Below are 23,023 nucleotides of genomic sequence, written 5' to 3'. Positions count from 1 at the left end.
GGGGTTACGTTCCGGGGCTGGTGCCCGTCACCCCTCTGACGGAGCAGTTTCGAGGAAGGTAACAACGTGCCTGAGGCCCATCCCGTGGATCCGATCTCCGAGGCCTTCGAGTCCCACCGTGTCCGGCTCCGAGCCGTCGCCTACCGCGTGCTCGGCTCACACCCCGACGCGGAGGACGTGGTCCAGGAGGCGTGGCTGCGGCTCTCCCGCCAGGACCCCGGCACCATCGACAACCTCGGTGGCTGGCTCACCACCGTGGTCGGCCGCCTCAGCCTCGATGTTCTCCGGTCGGGCCGGACCCGCCCGCACGTCGCCCTCGACGACCAGGAGCACGAATTCACCGTGACGCTCGACGACGCCCCCGCTCCGGACGACCTCGTGGAGCTCGGGGACTCCGTCGGCCTCGCCCTCCTCACGGTTCTCGACTCGCTGCGTCCGGACGAACGGCTGGCGTTCGTGCTGCATGACGTGTTCGCCGTGCCCCACGCGGAGGTAGGCACGATTCTCGGCAAGTCCGCCGACGCGACCAAGATGCTCACCAGTCGCGCCCGCAGGAAGGTCCGGAACGTACAGGGCGCCCAGCCTCCTGCCGGCACCGCACGGCAGGAACGCGAGGTGGTTCACGCTTTCCTGGCCGCCGCCCGCGAGGGCCAGTTCGAGCGGCTTCTGGAAGTCCTCCACCCCGAAGTGGAGTTCACCGTCCACACTCCGGAGGGTCAGTTCGTCACCCTCGGAGCCACCGAAGTCGCCGCCCGCGCGCGAGTGGCCGGAGGCGCGGCTCATGGACGTCCAGCGACCGTCAACGGCCGCCCCGGCGTCATCGCCTGGAAGGAAGACGGCACCCCGCTCTCCCTCCTGGCCTTCACTGTCATCGACGGCCGCGTCACCGAGATCACTGCTGTGACCGATCCGGCCGCGCTCGCACTGATGCGGCTGCCAGCCCCGGCATGACTCCCTGACCAAGATCGCGCATGGCGCGTCGGGTTCACGCGTCGGGTTCAGTCGGTGATGTACCAGTCCTTCTTGAGGTACTCAAGGGTGTAGCTGCCGAGGTCGCTCTCGGAGAAGGTGGCGGAGGACTTGACCGCTGCGACCGGCATCTCGATCTTGGCGGGCGTGCGCACGACGACACGCTCCGGATCGACCGTCGCCGTCTTCAGGGCCTTCTTCTGCGCGGGCGAGATCATCTTGAACACTGTGGCGTACGTCGACGTACACGGGCCGGCACCCTCCTCCTCTGCCTTCTTCGCGGCGGGCCCGGCCACCTCGCAGACCGTGTCGATGTCCTCGCGGCCGAGGGCGTGGAGGTACTGCTCGTAGCGCTGGATCGCGCCCTTCTTCGTCCTGGGCGCGGGCTGGTCGCCGGACGGAGTGACCGACGGCTTCTCGGTCCGAGCGGGCTTGGAGGGCGCGGCCGACGGCTCTTTCACCGGCGTGGACGCTGACGGCCGGGACGGCTTGGAGTCCGTGTCCTTCTTCGCCTCATCCGGGCCGCACGCGCTCGCCACCAGCACCACACATGCCGACACCGCCACGCTCACCCACGTCCGCGTTCTCATACCGTCCCCTCCGGTCACGCCACCACCTGCCGACAACACACCACCAGATCACGCGGGAAGCGGAGGAACGGTTCCCGGATACGCGGTGAAGAGTGGAGAAGGACTGCGGCCGAACAGGAACTCAGGTCGTGGTGACCTCGGGTTCCGGGCGCACCTGGGCACATCGCGTGCGCGGTCGATGCGGAGCATGAGGCTCGCGGTCGGCCGCGCGAGCGGCGACCAGGTCATCGCCCTGGAGCCGGCCGTCGGAAGAAGCAGTGAGCTTCGGCCGCTGCGGACGCCAACTGCTCCCCGGCCTCCAGCCATGTGGTCACCGAAGCCGTCCAGCAACCAGTGGCTCTCAGCCAGGGGCGCAGCGTCCACGTCAGCCCGACGTAACCGCCCGGCCGGAAGACGGCCGAGACCGCGAGGTCCGCGTCAGCGGTCTCCCAACTGCGTTCGCCCTCCCATCCTCGGTAGTTCGAGGCCAGGGATTCCAGGAACGGGGCGAGCTCGTTTCCCTGGGCCCAGGACGCGATCCCGTGGGCGCGGGCGGTCAGGCCGGGGGCCCGCAGGCCGACGGTGTAGTGCGTCAGGTCTTCGTCGACGGTGAGACGGTCGCTCAATGTCACTGCGACAAACGAGTTTTCCTGGCAGGGGATGCTCACACCGGGCGCCTCGTCGGTGCCGCTGCCGCTGTTGCTTTCTCTGTCGGGGGAACTCATGGGCGGAACGCTAGGTCGGTCTTTCGTTCCCTGTCATTCGGGTTTGATGCCGGTGAAGTCAGCCGCCACAGCAGGCCGTGTGCCGGCCAGTCCGGGATGAGGCGGTCCTGGAATCGTGGCTCCGCCCGGAGGACTTCGTCCGCGGCTCGCCCCCCCGAGCGGATCGCGCCCTCGATGCAGCCGGACCACTGGGGGGGGCGGTCTCGCTGCCCGCCCAGTGGATGCGGCCCATCGGGGTGCGCAGGGCGTGGCCGACGGTGGTCAGGACTCGTGGTGGGAAGTCGGCGTGGTATCCGCCGCGGGAGTACGGAGCGTCGGACCAGTTCTTCTCGTGTCAGTCGACGGGGTGGGCCGCACGGGAGCCGTATCCGCGTACGAGGGGTCGGATGATCGTCGCCTTGCGTTCGGGCGGGGTCAGGCGGGTCAGGTGCCTGGCCGCGGGGTCGTTGGCCAGGGTGCACAGGACGCCGGGGCCGTCCGGGCGTGAGGCGTCGAAGGTCATGGGGCCGTCGAGGTCGAGTGCGAGGCCTGAGAGTCCGTCCGCGCGCCAGAAGGGGGTGTCGTACACGGCGAAGGTCTTGAAGGCCTCGCCCATGGGCATGCGCTGGGTCAGTCGGTCGCGCGGCCGTGGCGGGCCTCACACCGCGGGTGCCAAGGCCGGGGCCGGGGTCAGACGGGACGCGGGCGCGGCGAGTCCGGGGGCGCCGTCCGGCACGGGCACGGCGGCGAAGAGCGCGTTCTGCTGCGCCTGGAGTTCCTTCTTGCGCTCGGGGCTGGTCGTGGGCAGCCGCTGCTCCTCGTACAGCTTGTGCGTCTCCTCCTGGGCGTACTTGCTCGCCGGGGTGTGGAACTGCACCTCGAACCGCTGCTGCGAATCAGGCGCGCGCCAGCCTGTGTTGAGGCCCTTGTAACCCTGCGCGCGGCCCCAGGTGTTGCTCCACTTGGTGGGGTCGTTGCCCCAGGCGGACAGCACTTCGGAGGCGATGGTGGCGCCGGTGACGTACTCGCCGTCGGGCCACTGGAAGGTGTAGCGCACCGCGTCGTTGAGGCGGGCGAGCGCCTGGTCGACGGTGTTCTCGGTGTGCTCTTCGAGGTCCGTGGCGACCTTCCGCTTGAGCGAGTCGGGCGACTTCAGGCGGTGGTCGAACCCGACCAGCTCCGCCCCGCTCAGGTCCGCGGCGGCCCGCACGTCTTGGCTGATCGACGGCTCGGCCGCACGGGCACGCGTGACGTAGGCGTCGACCTTGCGGTTCTCCTCGGCGCTCAGCCGCAGCCCGTCACCCTCCCAGCCGTCGTCCGGGGCGGTCTGGGGCAGCCCCGCACCGGCACGCGGCAGGGAAGCGGCGGTCGCGGTGGTGTGCTTGCCGGTCTTGTGGGCGCTGTCGGCGGCGTGCGCGGTGAGACCGGTGGCCGCCGTGGTGAAGGCGAGGGCGGCGGTCAGTACGGCGGCGCTCCGGCCGAGGTGGTGCCGTGAGGTCATGAGCTGGTGGTGTCCCTTCTGGGCGCGTGGCACCGCCCGCCCTCGGCAGGGAGGGCGGGCGGTGATCGTCGCCGGGGACAACGGGGTGGACGCCGGGGAGGTATCGGGAATCCGCCCGGTCGGTAGATCTTGGCGCGAAGGCATCGTCCGGCGGCGCAATCGCCGGAGGCGCGCGCAGACGGGCGGGGGGCTTTACCTGGCGGGCTGCTGGGACAGGAACGTGCGGACGGCGGCGGCGAACTCGTCAGGGGCGTCGTGATGCACTACGTGCCCGGCTGGGATTTCGGCGAGCCGTGCCTGGCCGGTCCGGCGGGCGATCATTTCCCGGGCGTGGTCCTCGGCCAGTACCTCGCTGTCCGTTCCGCGGATCAGGAGGGTCGGGCAGGTCACCGCCTCCCAGTCGCTCCAGTGGTCGCCGGTGAGAGCCTTCTGGGTCAGCACCGTGTCGTCGATGCCGAAGGAATACCCCCAGCCGTCGTCGAACTGGCGGAACGAGTACGCGAAGTAGGGCGCCGTCCAGCCGATGGCCGAGGCCAACGCCTCGCGCGACGGCGCCCTGCGCGGCAGCTGTGTCGTGAACGTCCAGTCGGCGTTCACCACGGCGCCGACGTCCTCGACGACGAGGGCTGTGACCTGGTCCGCGTGCCGGACGGCGTACTGATAGGCGTTCACGCCGCCCAAGGAATGCCCGAGGATCGCCACCGGACCGAGTCCCAGGTGGCGGTGGAAAGCCGCGATGTCGGCGACGAAGTCGTCCCGTTCGTAGCTCTCGGCACGGTCGGACTCGCCATGGCCGCGCTGGTCCAGTGCGATTACCCGCCACTGCGGCGCCAGCGCCTCCGCGAGTGGGGCGAACACCGCCGCCTCGTTGAAGTTCCCGTGAAACGCCAGCAGCGGAAGACCCGGGCCGCCGAAGTCGAGGAACGACAACCGCTGCCGGTCGGCTGTGAAGAACTCACGCATGGTGCTCATGCTAGGCACCGACCCCGGCCTCCCTCCATCGACTATTTATCCGCCGACCGCCAGGACGATCTTCCCCGTGGTGCGCCCCGTCTCGCCCAACGCGTGTGCCTGCGCGGCCTGTTCGAGTGGAAGCACCGTGTCGACGATCACCCGCAGGCGGCCGTCCTCGACAAGGGCGCTGATCTCGCGCAGCCCCTGCTGGTCCGGTTCCACGAGCATGAACACCGCCCGCGCCCCGGCTTCCTCGGCCCGCTGGACGGGGAAGGTGTCGTCCGGCGGCACCAGGGAGATGAGGAGGCCGCCCGGACGCAGGGTGCGCAGCGAGCGGGCCCAGTTGGGTCCGCCGATGCTGTCGAGGGCGACGTCGACGTCGTGGACGGTGTCGGCGACGTCCTGGGTGCGATAGTCGATGACTTCGTCGGCGCCGAGCGTGCGCAGTACGTCGTGTTTGGCGGCGCTGGCCGTGGCGATGACGTAGGCCCCGCGGGCCTTCGCGATCTGCACGGCCAGGTGGCCGACACCACCGGCCGCGGCATGGACAAGGACCCGCTGCCCCGCCTGGATCCGGGCCGTGTCGACCAGGGCCTGCCAGGCCGTCAGCGCCGCCAGTGGCAGGGCGCCCGCCTGGATGGCGTCCAGGCCGCGCGGGCGCGGCGCGAAGTGGCGGGCCGGCGCCGTGACGTACTCGGCGTACGCGCCCGCCGGATGCGGGAAGCGGGGCATCCCGAACACCTCGTCGCCGGGCTGGAAGATCGTCACGCCGGGGCCCACCGACGCGACGACCCCGGCCACGTCGAATCCGAGGATGAAGGGAGGCGTCGCTCCGGTGGCGAACAGCCCCCGCGCGCGGGTCTTCCAGTCGGCCGGGTTCACACCCGCCGCTTGTACGCGGACCAGGATCTCGCCCCGGCCCGGCTCGGGCCGCCTGGTCTCCACGACCTTCAGGACGTCGGGGGCTCCAGCCCGGTCCTGGGACACAGCGCGCATGGTGGAGGGGGCGGTGACGGGCTGGGACTTGGCCATGACGACGTTCCTTGTGCGGTGGGAGGTGCTGGGGAGTTCGTACCCGTGAACCGGGGCACGACGTAAGACTGGCTGGTCGGCGCCCTCCCCGGTGGTGGCTCGATGGCCATGTACTGACAGGATCTGGCCATCCGTCGCCATGAGACGGTGGACCGGGGCATGGTCGCTGGTTCTCCCGTGGCAGTGCCTCCGCCGCACGGGGGAAGCGGATCATTCGCTGGTCCGATCCCTGCGTGCCGCGGATCCAGCACAGTCGCCCCATGGCCATCAGCGAGACGAGTCCAACGACGGCGGTCCAGACGGTTGCCGAGAGCGCCGGGCGGCGTCTGCCGCTCTGGGGCGATCCCACTGCCCGCGAGAGAGGAAGGCCTCCCTGTCGGGTGACGTACGGCAGGAACCGTCCGTGACGATCTGGCTCCTGTCGTTCCCGGCGTTCGTGTGTCAGCTCGTCTTGTTCGCCCTGGTGGAGAGCGTGTGGCGATGGTTCACGGGGCTGGGTCTGATCCCGTGGCTGCGCGGGCGCACGGGGCGGTCGCTGTCGAGCACGGCCTTCGACGAGTTCACAGCGGTCGTGAACGGAAACAAGACGGTCGAGGTGGAGCGGCGGCGGGTGGAGTTGCTGCTGCGGGACGACGAGAGCGACGGTGCGCCGCCTCGCTCCAGCATCGACTTGACCCGGGGCACGGCGTTCATCGTGTTGCCTCAGAAAGCGAGCGGCACGTGCGCCGACCGACGCGATGTCCGTGCGGGACGGCGGTGAGGGGCAGGGGCGATGGCCCTCGGTCCCGCCATCCTTCGAAGTGGGGTCGCGCATGGGTCTTTGCTGCCCCCTGTACAGCAAAGACCCATGCGGACGGGTGGTCAGAACCTCCAGGGCTTGCAGTTGAGGAGCTTCTTCGTGCCGACCTTGCGGTCGCAGGCGTACGCGACGACCTTGTCCTTGGCCTTGAACGACCACGACTTGGTGCTGTTGACGACGGCCACGCGGTTCTTGACCGTCCGCCAGCCGCCGCTCTTGAATTCGTCGTACTTGAGCGCCAGGACGGCCTCGTACCCGTCACCCGCCACGCGGTCCTGTGCCGTGGCGCCCGAGAACCTGCCGTCGTAGAAGGCGCGGCCGTTGGCGTCCTTGCCCGCGTACCAGTACTGGTACGTCCCGCTGATCTTGGCCTTGCTGCTGCCGGACGTCCCGTGGAAGCCGATGGGCGCGGCGCTCGAGGAGCGGGGGCTCTTCTCGTCCTGTGCCGTGGTGGACGCGCCGGCGGATGACGCTCCGCTGAGTACGAGCCCCGCGAAGGCGCCGGTGACGCCGATGCTCGTGGCCGCCTTGCGCAAACGGGTGCGCGGCTTCGTCGATGCAGACATGTCTCGTCCCTCCCCGCCACGGGCCGACCTCCGCTCGGAGGTCTGTGGAACCCGCGGACCGACAGCGCGGCAGGCCCCGCGCCGAGGCGGGCCGTGGCCGTGCTGATGACGAAGAGTTCACAGCGTGCGGCGTTTTTCAGCACCCCACTTCCGTGCTGGTGAACAATCACGGCAGAGTCGGGCGGGGCGTGTCGCGTGACCCGCGCGGGCCATCGCATTGCTTGGTGGGAGCGGTGGCGGCTCGTAGGTTGACACGGTTGATCAACGGAATACGGGGGGCGTGGGGTGGGGCGTCGGGAAAAGCCGCTCGATCCGACGGACGGGCCGGTGGCCCGGTTCGCGGTGGAGTTGCGCAAGGTGCGGCAGGAGGCGGGAGCTCCGTCGTATCGAGTGATGGCCCAGCGGGTGGGGTACTCGGTCACGGCGCTGTCGCAGGCGGCCGCGGGCGAGAGACTGCCGTCGCTGGCGGTGGCGCTCGCGTACGCGCGGGCCTGTGGGGCCGATCCGCAGGACTGGGAGCGCCGCTGGCGCGAGGTGGTACGGGAGCAGGCCGAGGAGTCGCTGGACGAGGGTGAGGGCGATGGCGGGCAGTCGCCGTATCGGGGTCTGACGCGCTACGAACCGGGCGACGAGGGGCTGTTCTTCGGGCGGGACCGGTTGACCGAGGACTTGGTGGGGCGTACGCGGGCGTCCCGCTTCACCGTGGTGTTCGGTCCCTCCGGGGGTGGCAAGTCGTCCCTTCTGCGGGCGGGGCTCATACCCCGGCTGCGGCGCGCCGATGACGCGGCGGAGCGTCCCGTGGCCATTCGGATCCTCACGCCGGGCGAGCATCCTTTGCGTACGCACACCGCGGTGCTGAAGCCCGCCGCCGGGGACGGTGACACCTGGCTGATCGTGGATCAGTTCGAGGAGGTGTTCACGCTGTGCCGGGATCCGCAGGAGCGGGCGGACTTCATTGACGGCCTCCTGGCGGCGCGGAGTCCCGACAGCCGGTTGCGGGTGGTCCTCGGCGTGCGGGCCGACTTCTACGGCCGCTGCGCCGAACACCGCGCCCTGGCGGAAGGGTTGTCCGACGCCAGCCTTCTGGTCACGGCGATGTCGGCCGCCGAGCTGAGGCAGGCGGTCGTGAAGCCCGCCCAGGTCGCGGGGCTGATCGTGGAACGCGAGTTGACCGCCCGCCTTGTGAAGGAGGCCGGGAGTGAGCCGGGGGCGCTGCCGCTGCTCTCCCACGCGCTGCGGGAGACCTGGCGGCGACGGCGCGGCCGGACGCTGACCTTGCAGGGGTACGAGGACACGGGCGGCGTTCACGGTGCCATCGCCCGCACCGCCGAGGACGTCCACGCCCAGCTCTCCGACAGCCGCAGGGAGTTGGCGCGGCTGGTGCTGCTGCGGCTGATCGCCCCGGGTGAAGGGGCGCAGGACACCAGGCGGCCGATCCGGCGCGCGGAACTCGACTTCGGTGACCACGACGAGGTCGACGCCGTGGTGGACCTGCTGGCCCGGGCCCGGCTCATCACCCTCGACGACGACACCGTCGACCTCGCTCACGAGGCGCTGATCACTTCCTGGCCCCGCCTTGGTGCCTGGGTGGACGCCCACCGGGACCGGCTGCGCGCCCACCGCCATCTGACGGAGGCGGCGCGCACCTGGGAGGAACTGGCGCATGACCGGGGCGCGTTGTACCGGGGCGCCCGGCTGACCACGGCGACGGAGCACTTCACCGCCGACGGTGACGGGTGTGCGGATCTGACCGGGCTGGAGCTGTCCTTCCTCACGGCGAGCCGACGTGCCCGTACGCGTGCGCGGCGCCGCCGTCGTGCCCTGTCGGGCGCGCTGGCGGTGCTGGTGGTCCTGTCGGTGGTCGCGGGTGCCATGGCGTGGCGGGAGAGCCGTACGAGCGAGCGGCGGCACGTCGAGGCGGAGGCCCGCCGCATCGCCGCTGCCGCCGCCACCATGCGTGATCACGACCCGGTCACCGCGATGCGGCTGAGCGTCGCCGCCTGGCGGCTCGCGGAGTCCACCGAGACCCGCTCGGCACTGCTGGGTGCCATGGCGCAGAACGAGGTGTCGTCCTTCTCCCTCCCCGGCGCCGCGGCGGAGACCGTGGCCACCGAGTTGACCGCCGACGGGCGGACGCTGGTAGCGGTGGGCGCGGCGCACGTGCGTACCTGGGACATGCGGGAGCTGCGGCCGAGGGTGCGGGCGTACCCCGGTCTCGGCAAGCTGGCCGCGGACGGTCCGGATGTGACGGTGAGCCCGGACGGCCGGACGCTGGCCGTGATCACGACCGACTCCACGGTGCTGTGGGACGTCCGCGCCGGTCGAGTGCTCAACCGACTGCCCGCGACCGAGTCGCCGAGCGTGGTCTTCTCCCCCGACGGCAGGCGTGTGGCGCTGAAGGTGTGGAACGTGGACGGCGAGGACACGGCGGAGGGCACGGGCGGGGCGGATGTGCCGGAGGGCACGACCGGGGCGGACACGTGGGAGGGCGCGGCCGGGTCGGACACGTCGGAGGGCGCGAGCGGTGCAGGTACGTCGAAGGGCGCGGACACCGCGTACAGCAAGCTCTTCGATGTACGCAGCGGCCGCGCCCTGCTGGCCATGAAGCATCGGCATCCGTACAAGTCGGAGAGCTTCGCGCTGAGCGCGGACAACCGCCTGCTGGCCCGGTGCGGTGAGGAAGGTCCGCTGGAGGTCTGGGACATCGCCCGGCGTGCCCGGCTCGACCGCTCCTGGCTGGACGAGGACAAGAAGCGGTTCGACTGCGGCGGCGCCTCATTCGTCTTCACCCCCGACAGCAGGTATCTGGCGCGCGTCACCGGCCGTGAGATCCGCCGCTGGGACCTGCGCGGCGGCCACGAGGCGCCGCGGGTGGTGGGCAGAGGGCTGGAAGACGTCCGCTTCAGCGCGGACAGCAGGTTCGTGGTGGCGTCCACGGCGGACGGGGTCGCGATGTGGCGGCTTGCCGCTCCGGGCGCGCCGGTGTTGCGCCACGCCACCGTCGGCAGCGCGTCCTGGGGGTTCGAGCTCGACCTGGACGCGGGAGTCGTGCGCTACTTCAACGAGACGAGGACGGTCCTGCACTCGCTGAGCGTGAAGTCGGCGGTCGAGGCGTCATGGCGCGAGGAGTACTTCTCCCCAGGGCGACTGGCCGAGGACGGCCGCACGCAGGCCGTCGTCCGCCACGCGGAGGGCGACGAGGAACTGCGCCTGGTGGACACCCGTAGCGGGCGGACCGTCTTCGAGCCGCCGGTCGAGCCCTGCCCCAAGGCCGCCGAGGACAGCCCCGCGCCCGCCGGGCCTGAAGAAACACCACCGGACGAGGAACCGGGCACGGCCGAAATGGGTGACGCTCCGGGGCCGGAGGAGTGCGCCGACCTCATGGCGTTCAGCGCCGACGGCCGGTACTTCGCCTATGCGCAGGCGCGGCAGTCGGGCGGCGCCAAGGCACCGAAGCGGGACCAAGTCAGCGTCTGGGACGTCCGGAAGGGACGTGAGCACGCGGTGGTCGATCTGGACGCGAACGAGATGGGCGGGAGCGGTCTGGACGGTCTCGTGCTCAGCGCCGACGGGTCCCGTCTGTTCCTGGCCCGCACCTCGATGCAGGAGACCACCGAGGTGTGGGACCTGCGCTCCGGCGGCCGGCCGAGGAAGGTCAGGACGCTGTCGGGCATCTCCGGCGGGCTCGCGGTACGAAGGGACTCGGCCCGGGTCGCCTCCTGGCAGGCCATCGCCGACCCCCGCTCCGGCAAGACCGTGCGCACATCGCTGAGCGGCACCCTGACCAGCGAGCTGGCGTTCAGCCCCGGCGGGCAGTACCTGGCCGCGGGCGACGCCTACGGCCGGGTGACCATCTGGGACGGCACCGGACACACGCGCCGCGCCGTGCTGACCGCCGCGGACGCCGACACCGCGCCCACCACCGACGACGACCCGGTCAGCGCGCTCGCCTTCTCCCGCGACGACACCACGCTCGCCGTCGCCACCCGCTCCGGCACCATCCAGCTGTGGGACGTCCCCTCCAGCCAGCCGCTGGGCTCGCCCCTGCCCACCCCCGGCGACACGATCACGTCGCTGGCCTTCAGCCCCGACGGCAGGACGCTGCACGCGGGCGGATCCCATGTGCCGTCGCAGAAGTACGCGCTCGCCCCCGCGCATCTGGTCGCCGCCGTGTGCGAGCGGACTGGGTCGGGGCTGTCGCGGCGGGACTGGCGGACGTATCTGCCGGATCTGTCCTACCGTGCCACCTGCTGAGTGGTGGAGCGGCCGCTCGCACCGCAACGGCAGCCCCGGTCGCTCCGACCGCGAAGTACCCACTACGGAACTGGAATGAGCCGACCTGCACGCGCGTTCGAGCAGACATGACGAATGATCACCGCACCATCACCAACCCGGCCACCCTCCACGACCCGACCCCCTTCGGCTACAGCCACGCCGTCTCGGCACCCGGCGAACTCGTCTTCATCGCCGGGCAGTACGCCTCCGACAGCACCGGCGCACCCGTCCCCGGCGACTTCGCCACTCAGGTGGAGCTCGCGCTCGACCGGCTGCGGTCGGCGCTGGAGGGTGTCGGCCTCGGATACGAGCACGTGGTCCGCCTCGGCAGCTTCATCGTCGACCACGACCTGGAGAAGCTGGAGGCCCTCGGCAAGGTACTGCACGCCCGCTTCGGCGACCGGCTTCCCGCCCAGACCCTCAGCGGTGTCGCCGCCCTGGCGCTGCCGGGCATGCTCTTCGAAGTCGACGCGATAGCGGTACGGCCGTAGCGGCGTGGCAGGAGCAGCCGGAGCGGTACCGCCGTAGCCGTACGGCCTCGGCCGCATCAGCGACGCGGGCCCGCCACCACTGAACTTGATCGGTCGCTGTCGGGCGGCTCGCCGGACGGCGTGCAGGCGGCGTCGGCAGGACCAGCGGTGACCTCTGGCCCGGGTGAAGACGCTGATCGGTCGGCTGTTCCCCGTCTCGCACGCGGTGCAGGGCACATGGCGGTTGCTGCGGCGGTACGGCTGGTCGTGGCAGCAGCCGGCTCGACGCGCGATCGAACGCGGCGATGACGCGGTGGGACTGCGGAGGCGGGAGGTGTGGCCGCAGGTGAAAGCACCGCGGCGAACGGAGCCTGGGTGGTCTTCGAGGACGGAGCCGAACAGTCGATGACGCCGCCGCGTGAGGCGGTGCGCAGGTGGGCGGTGAAGTCACCGGCACAGAGGGCATAGAGGCGGTCGGCGGCAACGCGCGGCATGCCGAGGTGGCTGGTGGAGCGTTGATGTGCGGCGGCGCGGTCGAGGACGGCCAGGGGCAGCGGCCGGGCGCCGTGTGTGGCCACGAGCGTGGTCAGTCGGCTGCGGCTGGTGATCAGGACAGTGCAGCCGGGACTGCCGGAAGGAGCGGGTGGACCTGGTCGGCGTCGCGGGCGTTGTCGAGCACGATGAGCATGCGGCGTTCGGCGACGAGGCCGCGGTAGCGCGCGGTCCGGCCATCGAGGTGCGGCGGGATGCCGTCCGGTGCCCCTACGGCTTCGTCGTACGCGGCCTGCGGCGGGTACAGACCGAGACGCTGCCGGACAACGCCGCGATGCTCCGCGCCGCCGAGCGCAACGGCTTCGTCCGCGAGGGCGTGCTGCGCTCCTCGGCCTCGGTGATGGGCGAATTCCTGGACGAGGTGCTGCTCGGGCTGCTCGCCGAGGAGGGGAAGCCGGACTCCAAGGCCTGGGACCTGTCTCAAAGTCCGGCTCATTCGTCCTTGTGGCAAGATCACGGGATGCTACGACTAACCGACTTCATCATCGATTGCCCGGACACAATGAAGCTCGCAGCCTTCTACTCCGAGGTGACGGGGCTCCCGGTGAAGGAGAGCAGTAACGAGCACTGGGCCGGTATCCAGTTCGGCGAGATAGAACTGGCCTTCATCCAGGTGGAGGACTACCGCGCCCCGCAGTGGCCCGACAGCGAGCACCCCAAGCAGTTCCACCTCGACTTCGAAGTCGACGACATCGAGGCCGAACAGCGCCGTGTCCTGGCCCTCGGCGCGACCCTGCAGCGGGACTGCATCGGCACCGACGGCTACGGCTTCCGCGTCTACACCGACCCCATTGGCCACCCCTTCTGCCTCTGCCGCAACAAGGGTGTCATCTGGACCGATCAAGGCCCCACCTGGCCCAAGCGCGACCAGTAGGCCGCGTTTCGAAGTAGGTGGAGCCATGCGTTGGTGGCGGTGATGTGGACGGTGGCCAGGTAGCGGACGGCGAGCTTGTTGAACCGAGTGGCTGCCGCCCGGTGGCGTTCGAGGCGGTTGATGCCGTACTTCCACGGCATGTCGACACGGACCCGCCGCGGCCGGGTCCGCGGCCGGCCACCATCCGGCCGGGCTATGCGGATACCGGCCGTCATCGCCCCGAAGTGCGGGCATCCCGGGCCTGCCTGGTGGACCGTTCCCCTCCCGACGCCAGGTCCGCGCGATCCCGGCCGATACGGTTGCCCCATGCACGTACGAGGAGTGGATCCGCGAGACACCACCTGGGAGCACGACGACGCCACCTATCGGGCCTGCTTCTGGGACCGGTCACAGGGGGCGTCGGACGAGTACGAGGTGACGGGCGCCGATGTCGAGGATGTCCTGACCTGGGCGCGCGTCAAGGCGGATGAGACCGGCTCGGGCTACACGCTGTACCTGCGCGTCACCGACGGGGGCAAGCCCGGTCTGGTCCGACTCAGCGGGGTGGCGGGCGACCCGTTCGCTTGAGGCCTCCGCCCGTCTCACGGCGGGTCGGCCCCGGGCGCCATCGTCAGGACCACCTTGCCCCGGGGATGGCCCCGCTCCAGACGGCGGACGGCGGCCGGGGCCTCGGCCAGGGGGTAGGTGCTGTCGACGACCGGGGTCAGGGCGCCGCTTTCGATCAGGGATGTGAGGGTCACGAGGTCGGCACGGCGTACGACCGCGAACAGGCCGAGGAGGTCGTGCCGCGCGACACGGGTCACCAGTGCCATCCGCAGCCGGGTGCCGGTGTCGCCGAGCCAACGGTTTCCGCCCTCGCCGCCGACGCGTACGAGGGTGCCGCGCGGGGCGAGGGCGCGCCGCAGCAGGGGCAGGGGACGGTTCCCGGCGGCGTCGACCACGACGTCGTACCGGTGGGGGCTGTCGGTGATCTCCTGGCGGGCGTAGTCGAGGACGGTCGTGGCACCGAGGGAGCGTACGAACGTGGCCGCGCGGCCTCCGCAGACACCGTCGACCTCCGCGCCGTGGGCGACGGCGAGTTGGACGGCGTAGCTGCCAACCCCGCCGGATGCGCCGATGACAAGGACCCGCTGACCGGCCCGCAGACCCGCCTTGGTGCGCAGCGCCTGCAAGGCGGTGACGGCGGAGACCGGGACGGCGGCAGCCTGCACGAAGGTGACGTTCGCGGGCTTGGGGGCGATCCTGTCGGCCTTGGCGAGCGCGTACTCGGCGAAGGAGCCGTCGAGGTGCCCGTACACCGCGTCGCCGGGCGCGAAGCCCGTCACCTTCGCGCCGACCGCCTCGACGCGTCCGGCGCCGTCCCAGCCCCGTACGGGATTCCTGGGCCTGCGCAGTCCGAAGACCGGGCGGACCAGCAAGGGCAGTCCGGTCATCAGGTGCAGGACATCGGGGCCGACTCCGGCGGCGTGCACGCGTACCAGCACCTCGCCTTCGGCAGGAGTGGGCCGATCGACATCCCGTACGTGAAGCGTGTCCGCGGAGCCGTAGACGTGCTGCACGATGGCCTTCACGGTGGATCCTCCCGGTCGAAGCGAGCGGGTACGGCGGGCCTCCGCAAGCATCGCGCGGACCCACTCCTCTGCCCAGAGCTCGACGGCGGTGACGCCGAAGTCCGGCACCGGCCCATGGTCGACGCCGGACTCATCGGGCAGGCTCCGGGCCGCCGCCCGTCGGTCGAGCGGTGTGCCCCGGTCCCCGCGTCCCTGCCCGGGCTCTATGAGCGGGTCAGTTCGCCCCGCCCTGCCCGGCGCTGCCCATCGGGCCGACCTTGACGGGGGAACCGCCGTCCTCGGTCACGGGCAGGGTGGAAGCGCCCGGCCACTCGACGGAGAACGACTTCGTCTCACCGGGAGGAGTGATCACAAGCCCCGTGACGCTGACGCCGGAGCCGCCCGAGTCGTTGACCGGGTAAGTGACACCGAAGGACACCGACTCGCCGTCCTTGAGGGTCATCGGGCTGGACTGCCCCGTGCGCGTGGCGGACAGGTCCCCCTCGCTGGTCTTCAGGTCGACGCCCGCGAATCCGGTCAGGGCGCAGTCCCGGCCGCCACCGTTCTTGAACGTCACCGCGACCGTGCCCTCGGTGTCACCGTCGATGGTGTGGTCCGACGCGGAGATGTCCAGCTCATCGGTGCGACACTTGCCGGCCTTGGCGCTCGCGTCGGAGCCGCCCCCGGTGGCCGAACCTTGCCCTCCGGAGCCCTGTCCAGCGGAGTCCTTGCCGCCGGAGTCCTTCCCCGCGGAATCCTTCCCGCCGTCCTGGTCCGAGCCGCCCGAGCCCGAACCGCCGGACGAGGACGACGCGGTGGACTCGGCCGACGGGGAGTCCCCTGCCGAGTCGTCACCGTCGTTGCACGCCGTGAGCGAAAGAGTCGCGGCAACGGCCAGGGCGGCGAAGGTGAGCTTGTGAACGCGCATCGTTTCTTCCTCAGTATCGGTTGGGGTGTCGGCCGCTCGGTCCGAGCTGTACGAGTCGTGCGAGTCGGTCCGAGCGAGCGTTGCTGACCTGCATGAGCCGCTCGGTTCGGAGCCGCGTTCATCCCAACCACCCGCTAATACATCCCTGTTACACGCACCACGAGGCACGGGGCACACCGCCCCAGGGCGCGCTCCGTCCGTGCCCGCCTCCCTCGGCACCGGTGCCGCGCCCTCCCCGGCCGCCCTCCAGCACGGGCAACGGGGCCCGTGCGCCGTGAGCCGCATGGGCTCGGGGGCATACCACCGAGGAACCGGTGACGCCGGTTCCGACCGCAATTGCGCACCCGTTCGAAACGGTCGCCCTCTGGGACAGACCTGTAACCCTGTGGATCTTGACCCGACCGGCGCCAACCCCCGTGCTCCGTCGACGACTTCGCGACCGAGCGCCTCTCGGGTGAGCCGATGCCCCAGGCATCCCGCCGCCCAACTACCTTTGCTCCACATGACAGTCGCCAAGACGGACATCACAGCGGACCTGATCCGGGATCTGCTGCGCGAGCAGCACCCCGACCTGGCGGGTCTCCCCGTGAAGCTGGGAGCGCGCGGCTGGGACAACCAGCTGTGGCGGCTGGGCGACGACCTCGCCGTCCGGCTCCCGTGGGCGACGGAGTCCGCGGACGCGCTGCTGCGCAAGGAGCACGCATGGCTGCCCGCCCTGGCCCCGCGCCTACCGCTGCCGATCCCCGTCCCGCAGCGCCTCGGTGAGCCCTCCGAACGGTTTCCGCGGCCCTGGATCGTCACCACCTGGGTACCGGGCGAGCCCGCCGACCGCGCCCCCGCGACGCACGCCCCAGAGGCGGCCGACACCTTGGCCGCCTTCCTGACCGCCCTCCACCGCCCCGCCCCCGATGGGGCGCCCGCAGGCCGGAACCGGGGCGGTCCACTGACCGAGCACACCGAACCCTTCGCCCAGGGGCTCGCCTCCGCGACCGAACTGGGGCTGATCCGCGACCCGGACGCCGTCCGCGCGGTCTGGGAGGACGCCCTTTCCGCGCCGGACTGGGCGGGGCCGCGTCTGTGGCTCCACGGCGACCTGCATCCGGCCAACATCCTCACCACGAACGGCACGTTCTCCGGCGTGATCGACTTCGGTGACCTGTTCGCCGGTGACCCGGCCTACGACCTCGCCGCCGCTTGGATCCTGCTGCCGGACGGCGCCGCCGACCGCTTCCACGCGGCCTACCGGCCGGCCCCGGACGCCGCGACCCTGCGTCGCGCCCGCGGCTGGGCGGTGCTGCGCGCGTTCGCCTGCCTCCACATCGGCCACGCCGGCGACCACGGCCTCCCCGGCGGCAAGCCCACTTGGGGGCCGCCCGCACGCGCCTCCTTGCGGCGCCTCACCTCGTCGTAGATCCACTTGGCCGGTGAGGGCGGCCTGCGCCTCCGGAGCCGTGACCGTCGCGGCCGTGCGCCCCTGGCCCTGCGCACGACCCGCCCACGGCCTGGAGCGCGCCGAGGAACTCAACCGCCCTCCGGGTCAGGAGCTTGGCGGCGTCCGGGTCGTGGGATGCCAGCGACTGGTCCGCGAACAAGTGCTGGCTTCCGGGATACAGGAACATCTCCGCGTCAGCGCAGTCGGAGACGAGCGCGCGGGCGGCGTCGATGTCGTCGGCGAAGAACGGATCGGCCTCCTTCGCATGCGCCTGCACCGGCACACCGTCAAGCCAGGCCACGCCGAACTCCGGGACGGGGATGCAGGCGTGGAACACAAGCGCGCCCCGCACGCCCGCCCGCGTCCGCGCCAGCTTCTGAGCGGGCAGCACACCGAGCGAGAAGCCGACGTAAACGGCGGGGCGACCGGGTCAATCCTCCAGGATGAGATCGACGATCCTGCGGGCCAGCTCAAGGTCGGCGATCGCCCATGTCCCCTTCCTGGTGCTGAAGTTGGTGAACAGCACCACCAGGGCGCGCCCGTCGACGGAGCGGACGATCTCCGAGTAGGAGCCGCCGACCTGGCTCTGCCCGGTGTGCCAGGCGATGCGGTGTTCGCCGGTGCCGGGCTCCAGGGCCCAGCCGTATCCGTACGCGAGCCCGTCCTCGGAGTCCTCGGCCGCGGACGCGTGCGGGGTGAACATCTTGCGGCGCGCGTCGGCGGAGAGGACCTCGCTGCCGTTCAGGGCGACGTGCCAGCGGAACAGGTCCGTCGCCGTGGAGAGCATGCCGCCGTTGCCCCGCAGGTTCCAGTACGGCCCGTCGGGTGCCCAGGGCTGTTCGTTCGGCCGGCCCGCGGGCTTGCCCTTCTCGTCGTACTCGACGGCGATGTCCCGCTGGGGCCACCGCGGCCGGACGTAGCCGGTCTTCTCCAGGCCCGCCGGGCGGAAGAGACGGTCGGCGAGGAACTGCTCGTACGGCAGCCGTGATCGCTCCTCGATGGCCGCGGCGAGCAGGCTGTACCCCAGGTTGGAGTAGTGGAAGGCGTGGCCCGGGCGGGAGCGCAGCTCGGTGTGGGTGAGGGCCTGGAGCATCTCCGCGCGGGACACGGGGGTGTAGTCGTCGCCGTAGCGGTCGGGCAGGAACTCCGGCAGGCCAGAGGTGTGCGACAGGAGCTGATGCACCGTCAGAGGGCGTATGTGCGGGGGAAGGCCCGGGAGCAGGTCGCCGAGGCGGTCGCGTACGTGGACGCGGCCCTCCATCTCCAGCTTCAGTACGGCGGCCGCGGTGAACTGCTTGGTGTTGGAGGCGATGTCGTACACCGTGCCGCGTCCGCACCGGATGCCGCGTGCGCGGTCCGCGAGCCCGAAGCTCTCGCTGTACACGATCCCGGACTCGCTCGCGGCGAGGACGGTGACGCCCGGCCCCTTCGGCAGGTCGGCGGTCACCACGTCGTGGATCCGGTCGTGGAGTTCCCCGTCCGACCGGCGGTCTCGCTCCTTCTGGCCGCACGCCGTGGCACCCGCCAGGGCGGGCACGATGAGTGCCGCCCCGCGCACCACCGTTCGGCGCCCGACCACAACCCCCTTGAACGCCCCGCTCGTTGACACCCTCGGCCCCGACATCGGCCACTCCCCCATCCGACACTCACGCCAGCCCGGCACCGGCCGTCGACGCGAGCACCACCGCCCGTTGATGCCCAGCATGCCGGAGCGGGCGTGAAGGCCGAGTGAGGAGATGCCCCGGGCACGCGCGTGCGTGAGCCGTGTCAGCGGCGCGTGAGCACGTCTTCGACGTCCGGGGTGTCCGCTCGGCCCCCGGCGAGGGCCGCGGCGACATGAGGGCTGCGTTCCATGGTCTCCGCCACCGTGACCAGCCAGTCGATCTCGTCGGCGAGGCCGGAGCCCTCGGGGCCCGTGGCGGTGTGCGGCGCGCCGTGGGAAGCGGGAGCCGTGTCGTGGCGGCGGGATCGGACCATGGAGGCGAGCCGGGTCGCCTCCTGAACCGCCAGGACCTGGCGGGCGCCCAGTCCGGCCGCGCGGCCCAGCTCGCCGGCGACGCGGACGGCACCCGGATCGGCGTACGGGCGCAGCGCCAGCTGGCAGTCGCGGATCTCGATGACCTGCCGGTAGACCTTGAACTCCAGGTAGGAGGGGCCCAGTCGGCGCCAGAACCCGTCCGCGCAGGCGGGCAGTTCGATGGTGGGGGCGAACTCGTGCAGGGCGTCGCGCAGGGGGCGCAGCCGCCGGTACTGGCGCCGGGCGCGCAGTCGTCGGCCGGGGGCGGCGAGGGCAGGGCCCCAGCCGGGCAGGGTCCAGCCGATGTACATGACCAGCGTGCCGAGGTCGCCGAGCACGCGCAGGAGGGGCTCCATCGCGTCCAGGTCCACCGAAAGGGCCGCCAGAGAGACGCCGGCGGCGCGGCTCAGGCTGAGGGAGAGGGTCAGCCAGGAACCGAAGGCCACGAGGTGGAGGCCGCGCCGCAGCCACAGGCGGTGGGAGACCTTGGCGTAGGCGTGGCTCATCCGCGCGATGGCGACCTCGCCCCGGATGAAGTACAGGAAGTAGATCGAGAGGAAGACGGCGAAGGGCGGGTTGTCCACGTAGTGCAGCGCGAAGTCCTTCGGGCGCTGCTCGGACGGCTCGGTCAGCGGGAAGAGGGTGAAGAGCGCGAGCAGCACCAACACGGCGGCGAGCACACGGGGCCGGGCCTCGCGGCGGGCGACGGCGGGCGGGTGGGCCCAGAAGGTGAGGACGAACTGCTGGCCGGCCAGGCCGAGCACGATGCAGCTCATCGCGACCAGGGCCGCGGCGTTGGGAAAGCCGAGGAGCCGGTCGACGGGGACGTACACGCGCGGGTGGGCGACGGTGTAGGCGATGGCGGAGAACAGCAGCGTGCCGCACAGGGCGACAAGGGCGTAGTCGCGGGGCGCCTTGCGCAGGGCGGTGAGCTTGTAGCCCAACGCCAGCCAGGCGGTGGCGGCGCACACCGAGTGGAGCGCGTACGCGTTCACCGCGGCTCGTCGGGGGCGTGCCGCAGCGAGCGGTCGAGGCGCTCGATGACGTCGGCGGAGCCGGAGGGCACGGGCCAGGAGGGTTCCCGGGTCCTGCGGTGGACTTCCTGAAGGATGAGGGAGGCGATCACCTCGGCCTCCTGTTCCTCCACGCTGCTGCGGTGCGAGCGCTCGAGCACACGCCGCACCATCCGGGGGTCCAGGGTGGGGAGGATGACGCGCGCGGCCTCGTCGCCGACCGCGCCGCTGGACTGGTGGTCGCACAGCACATGGCCCAGTTCGTGGGCGATGATGTGCTCCTGGTGCAGCGGGCTGGTCTCCTGTTCGTAGAAGACGTAGTCGGTCCCTCCTGCCGCGACCCACAGGCCGTACGGCCCGCCCGGCGGCAGGGAGACCGGCGCGAGGCGGATCGGGCGGCCGGTGTGGTGGGCCACGCGGTCGCAGAGGTCCTGGATCGTCAGCGGCGCGGTGATGGCGAGGCCGCGGACGAGAGCGCGGCATCGGCGGTTCAGCGCTCTTGAGCTCACTGTTGCTTTCCCCCGATTCGGTTGAAGTCCGCGGTGGCACCGCTGTCAGGAGTCCGAGGTGTCCCGCGGCTGCGGGGGCTGTCCCTGGTCCGGGTCGCGCGGGAGTCCTTCGAGTTCCCGCACCCGCTCGATCACCTCGTTGATCGAGCTGAGGGTCTGTGGGGACAGGCCCACCGTGCGCAGAGCGACCTGCTGCACCTGTGCGTCCCGCAGGGCGGCGAGCAGCTTGAGGTCGGCTTCGACCTTCCGGGACACGTCGTCGTCGAAGAAGTAGGCGGGCGGAACGCCGAAGAACCGCGCCATTCCCTCGATATGGCGCAGGGTCGGGTTGTCCCGCTGGCCTCGGCGCAGCAGCCAGATGTAGCTCCCGGAGATGGGGATGCCGTCGGCCGTGATGGCGCGCGCGACCTCCTCCGAGCTGTAGGGGCCCCGGCCTGCCGGTACGACCGATTCGAAGAGGTGGTTGAGCTTGGCCGCCAGCATGCCTGCCGTGTCGCGTGCACCGGTCACGGCCACGTCTCCATCCCGTCGGGCCAGGAACGGCCTCTTGACTCATGTGGATTCTGAACTTCGGCGCATCCTACGCCAGTTGACACCCCAGTTGAGGGCTGCCTAAAGTCCCCGACATCCAGAGCCGTTGACTCATGTGCGATGGATGGGGCCAGTCGTCGTACATCAGTTGACGTCGGAGTACCGACAGGTATGCACGCGCCCGGACGGAGCGGGGGAACGGGTGAATCGCGACCTACAGATCGGAACGTTGCGGACCCTGGCGACCATCGTCGACCTGGGCGGCTTCAGCCGTGCGGCGGAGGCGCTGCATCTGACCCAACCTGCCGTGAGCCAGCAGATGCGTCGCCTCGACTCCTTCCTGAAGGAGCCCGTCTTCACCACCACGGGACGGAACTTACGGCTCAGCCCGGCGGGCCAGGAACTGCTCGCCTACGCGCGCAAGATGCTGTCGCTCAACGACGAGGCGGTCGCCCGCTTCACCACGCCCCGCGACGGCCTGCGCGTCACGATCGGCATATCGGACCAGTTCAGCGAGGCCCTGCCGGCGATTCTGCGCGGTCTCAAGCGCCAGGCACCCGAGTCCCGGATCACCTTGCGGACCGGGCCCAGCGAAGCGCTCGCCGAACAGGTCGCCACCGGCAGCCTGGACCTCGCGCTGCTGATCGACCCCTCCGCCACCCCGGTCCACCGCGTCCAGGAGCTCGGAGCCATCGAGCTGGCCTGGTTCGGCCGGCCCGCGGTCGGATACGGGGCGCCCCTGCCCCTGGTCCTGTTCACCGAGCCGTGCACACTGCGCGGCCATGCGCTGAGCGCCCTCCGCCGCGCCGAGGTGCCGTGGACGAGCGCGTACGAGGGTGCCGAACTGATCGGGCTGCGCGCCGCCATCCACGCGGGGCTCGGCATCGCGTGTCTCGTGGCCAACGCCGACGAGGTGTGGGGGCTGCCCCTAGCGGTCCACCCGGCCCTTCCGCAGCCCCCGGCTCCCGTGCCCACCGCTCTGGCCATCTCCTCGCGGGTCCCGCAGGAGTACGCCCGGGACGCCCTGAGGTCCATCCGCGCGGCCCTCGCCGCCTACCCCTTCGCGGCACCCCGGCCCGTGTGATCCCGGGAGGGGCGGACACGCCCGTTCCGCAGGGCTTGTCCCGCTGACGGGACTGGCTATATCCCTTTATAGGCAGGCATGTTGGGCATGGCATCGCGGAGTCCAGTGGGGCGCGGGTCGGTCCGGTCCCGCTCGATGTAGTCCATGCAGTCGCGGCGGCCGTCCGGGCCGAAGACGCTGCGCCAGCCGTCGGGAATGTCGATGAAGGACGGCCACAGCGAGTGCTGCCGCTCGGCGTTGATGAGGACGAGGAAGACACCGGACTCGTCGTCGAACGGGTTGGTGCTCACAGTCGGACTCCTGTCGCGCTCGACCAGACCGTGATCACGACGCACGGGAATCACAGCCGGAATTCGGGACGCACTCCATTCCCCACGGAAAGGAAATGCGGTGCGGTACGAGAACAGTAAGTCCGGAGCGGCCCTCACCGCCCTCCACGAACGCTTCTTGTTTTCATCACCAAAACTTATGCGTACGGGAATATCAGTGGGCGTTGTGCGAACCATAAGAGCTCGTAGCGAGGTCTAGGTCGCTGGTGACGGCAAGGCCGGCACGGATCGAACCGCTGTTGCCGCCCCGGCCCGAGGGGGCACCGGGACCGCGTCCGGTGGATGACCGGCTGTGCGGCGTTCATAAGACGTTGATCCATCGAGGATCGCTCCCCGTCAGTCTTCACCGCGGGCGCGTCCGCGCC

General features: G+C 71.1%; 21 protein-coding genes and 4 pseudogenes. 10 read left to right on the top strand and 15 right to left on the bottom strand.

The annotated features are described in order from the left end of the window. Window positions 1-66: 66 nt before the first annotated feature. Window positions 67-951, top strand: coding sequence for a sigma-70 family RNA polymerase sigma factor (locus tag ACZ6BG_RS19175; RefSeq protein WP_469002641.1), 885 nt, complete (start codon window positions 67-69; stop codon window positions 949-951). A gap of 47 nt (window positions 952-998) precedes the next feature. On the opposite strand, the gene ACZ6BG_RS19170 is transcribed toward ACZ6BG_RS19175, so the two are convergent. From ACZ6BG_RS19170 to ACZ6BG_RS19145, 6 genes and pseudogenes are all read right to left on the bottom strand, one after another. Beyond that, window positions 999-1,559: a hypothetical protein gene (locus ACZ6BG_RS19170; RefSeq protein ID WP_469002639.1), complete on the bottom strand. Its 561-nt coding sequence runs from the start codon at window positions 1,557-1,559 to the stop codon at window positions 999-1,001. 224 nt (window positions 1,560-1,783) lie between these two features. Further along, window positions 1,784-2,263 carry a DUF6228 family protein gene (locus tag ACZ6BG_RS19165; RefSeq protein WP_469002637.1) on the bottom strand — a complete coding sequence of 160 codons (480 nt, stop codon included), beginning with the start codon at window positions 2,261-2,263 and terminating at the stop codon, window positions 1,784-1,786. A 334-nt stretch (window positions 2,264-2,597) separates the two neighbouring features. Next, a pseudogene (locus ACZ6BG_RS19160) lies at window positions 2,598-2,882 on the bottom strand (FAD-dependent oxidoreductase); the annotation flags it as partial. Window positions 2,883-2,900: 18 nt separating this feature from the next. Further along, window positions 2,901-3,743, bottom strand: a complete 843-nt coding sequence (locus tag ACZ6BG_RS19155; protein WP_469002635.1) for an ATP nucleotide 3'-pyrophosphokinase — start codon at window positions 3,741-3,743, stop codon at window positions 2,901-2,903. Window positions 3,744-3,935: 192 nt separating this feature from the next. Continuing rightward, window positions 3,936-4,706 carry an alpha/beta fold hydrolase gene (locus ACZ6BG_RS19150; protein ID WP_469002633.1) on the bottom strand — a complete coding sequence of 257 codons (771 nt, stop codon included), beginning with the start codon at window positions 4,704-4,706 and terminating at the stop codon, window positions 3,936-3,938. A 45-nt stretch (window positions 4,707-4,751) separates the two neighbouring features. Then, entirely contained in the window at window positions 4,752-5,729 is a 978-nt protein-coding gene (locus ACZ6BG_RS19145; protein WP_469002631.1) for an NADP-dependent oxidoreductase, read from the bottom strand. Between the two features lie 403 nt (window positions 5,730-6,132). Between ACZ6BG_RS19145 and ACZ6BG_RS19140 the strand changes: the two genes are divergently transcribed. After that, window positions 6,133-6,489, top strand: coding sequence for a DUF6191 domain-containing protein (locus ACZ6BG_RS19140; RefSeq protein WP_469002628.1), 357 nt, complete (start codon window positions 6,133-6,135; stop codon window positions 6,487-6,489). A gap of 101 nt (window positions 6,490-6,590) precedes the next feature. Here ACZ6BG_RS19140 and ACZ6BG_RS19135 read toward each other — a convergent pair whose 3' ends face one another. Then, window positions 6,591-7,094, bottom strand: a complete 504-nt coding sequence (locus ACZ6BG_RS19135) for a hypothetical protein (protein WP_469002626.1) — start codon at window positions 7,092-7,094, stop codon at window positions 6,591-6,593. A 285-nt stretch (window positions 7,095-7,379) separates the two neighbouring features. Here ACZ6BG_RS19135 and ACZ6BG_RS19130 point away from each other — a divergent pair, with 285 nt between their 5' ends. From ACZ6BG_RS19130 to ACZ6BG_RS19105, 6 genes and pseudogenes are all read left to right on the top strand, one after another. Further along, window positions 7,380-11,348 (top strand): nSTAND1 domain-containing NTPase, encoded by a 3,969-nt coding sequence (locus ACZ6BG_RS19130; RefSeq protein ID WP_469002623.1) that lies wholly within the window; start codon window positions 7,380-7,382, stop codon window positions 11,346-11,348. A gap of 107 nt (window positions 11,349-11,455) precedes the next feature. Then, window positions 11,456-11,860 (top strand): RidA family protein, encoded by a 405-nt coding sequence (locus ACZ6BG_RS19125; RefSeq protein ID WP_469002621.1) that lies wholly within the window; start codon window positions 11,456-11,458, stop codon window positions 11,858-11,860. Window positions 11,861-12,014: 154 nt separating this feature from the next. After that, a pseudogene (locus ACZ6BG_RS19120) lies at window positions 12,015-12,277 on the top strand (helix-turn-helix domain-containing protein); the annotation flags it as partial. A 211-nt stretch (window positions 12,278-12,488) separates the two neighbouring features. Beyond that, window positions 12,489-12,797: pseudogene (locus tag ACZ6BG_RS19115) on the top strand (GNAT family N-acetyltransferase); the annotation flags it as partial. A 54-nt stretch (window positions 12,798-12,851) separates the two neighbouring features. Next, window positions 12,852-13,265: a VOC family protein gene (locus ACZ6BG_RS19110; RefSeq protein WP_469003008.1), complete on the top strand. Its 414-nt coding sequence runs from the start codon at window positions 12,852-12,854 to the stop codon at window positions 13,263-13,265. A 306-nt stretch (window positions 13,266-13,571) separates the two neighbouring features. Next, a complete protein-coding gene (locus ACZ6BG_RS19105) occupies window positions 13,572-13,832 on the top strand; it encodes a hypothetical protein (protein ID WP_469002618.1) in 261 nt (86 codons plus the stop codon). 14 nt (window positions 13,833-13,846) lie between these two features. On the opposite strand, the gene ACZ6BG_RS19100 is transcribed toward ACZ6BG_RS19105, so the two are convergent. Next, complete coding sequence (locus ACZ6BG_RS19100) at window positions 13,847-14,836, bottom strand: NAD(P)-dependent alcohol dehydrogenase (RefSeq protein ID WP_469002616.1); 990 nt, start codon at window positions 14,834-14,836, stop codon at window positions 13,847-13,849. A gap of 214 nt (window positions 14,837-15,050) precedes the next feature. After that, window positions 15,051-15,743 carry a DUF4232 domain-containing protein gene (locus ACZ6BG_RS19095; protein WP_469002614.1) on the bottom strand — a complete coding sequence of 231 codons (693 nt, stop codon included), beginning with the start codon at window positions 15,741-15,743 and terminating at the stop codon, window positions 15,051-15,053. A 502-nt stretch (window positions 15,744-16,245) separates the two neighbouring features. Here ACZ6BG_RS19095 and ACZ6BG_RS19090 point away from each other — a divergent pair. Then, a complete protein-coding gene (locus ACZ6BG_RS19090; protein ID WP_469002610.1) occupies window positions 16,246-17,154 on the top strand; it encodes an aminoglycoside phosphotransferase family protein in 909 nt (302 codons plus the stop codon). Here the strand turns inward: ACZ6BG_RS19090 and ACZ6BG_RS19085 are convergent. From ACZ6BG_RS19085 to ACZ6BG_RS19065, 5 genes and pseudogenes are all read right to left on the bottom strand, one after another. Next, window positions 17,141-17,575 (bottom strand): annotated as a pseudogene (locus ACZ6BG_RS19085) (dienelactone hydrolase family protein); the annotation flags it as partial. The gene ACZ6BG_RS19090 and the pseudogene ACZ6BG_RS19085 sit on opposite strands and share 14 nt — an antisense overlap. A gap of 30 nt (window positions 17,576-17,605) precedes the next feature. Continuing rightward, entirely contained in the window at window positions 17,606-18,754 is a 1,149-nt protein-coding gene (locus tag ACZ6BG_RS19080; RefSeq protein WP_469002609.1) for a serine hydrolase domain-containing protein, read from the bottom strand. 188 nt (window positions 18,755-18,942) lie between these two features. Beyond that, window positions 18,943-20,187 (bottom strand): MAB_1171c family putative transporter, encoded by a 1,245-nt coding sequence (locus ACZ6BG_RS19075; RefSeq protein ID WP_469002608.1) that lies wholly within the window; start codon window positions 20,185-20,187, stop codon window positions 18,943-18,945. After that, complete coding sequence (locus tag ACZ6BG_RS19070) at window positions 20,184-20,714, bottom strand: hypothetical protein (protein WP_469002607.1); 531 nt, start codon at window positions 20,712-20,714, stop codon at window positions 20,184-20,186. Before ACZ6BG_RS19070 ends, ACZ6BG_RS19075 begins: the two co-directional genes overlap by 4 nt. Window positions 20,715-20,759: 45 nt before the next feature. Beyond that, window positions 20,760-21,224 (bottom strand): helix-turn-helix domain-containing protein, encoded by a 465-nt coding sequence (locus ACZ6BG_RS19065; RefSeq protein WP_469002606.1) that lies wholly within the window; start codon window positions 21,222-21,224, stop codon window positions 20,760-20,762. Window positions 21,225-21,447: 223 nt separating this feature from the next. Here ACZ6BG_RS19065 and ACZ6BG_RS19060 point away from each other — a divergent pair, with 223 nt between their 5' ends. Beyond that, the gene (locus tag ACZ6BG_RS19060; protein ID WP_469002604.1) at window positions 21,448-22,329 is read left to right on the top strand and encodes a LysR substrate-binding domain-containing protein; all 882 of its coding nucleotides are present in this window, start codon (window positions 21,448-21,450) and stop codon (window positions 22,327-22,329) included. 56 nt (window positions 22,330-22,385) lie between these two features. On the opposite strand, the gene ACZ6BG_RS19055 is transcribed toward ACZ6BG_RS19060, so the two are convergent. After that, entirely contained in the window at window positions 22,386-22,619 is a 234-nt protein-coding gene (locus tag ACZ6BG_RS19055) for an MbtH family protein (RefSeq protein WP_469002602.1), read from the bottom strand. Window positions 22,620-23,023: the final 404 nt, after the last annotated feature.

This window comes from Streptomyces sp. NPDC041205, from assembly GCF_055591765.1.
The sequence above is the reverse complement of the archived record's forward strand: the minus strand, read 5'-3'. Positions and strand labels throughout refer to the sequence as shown.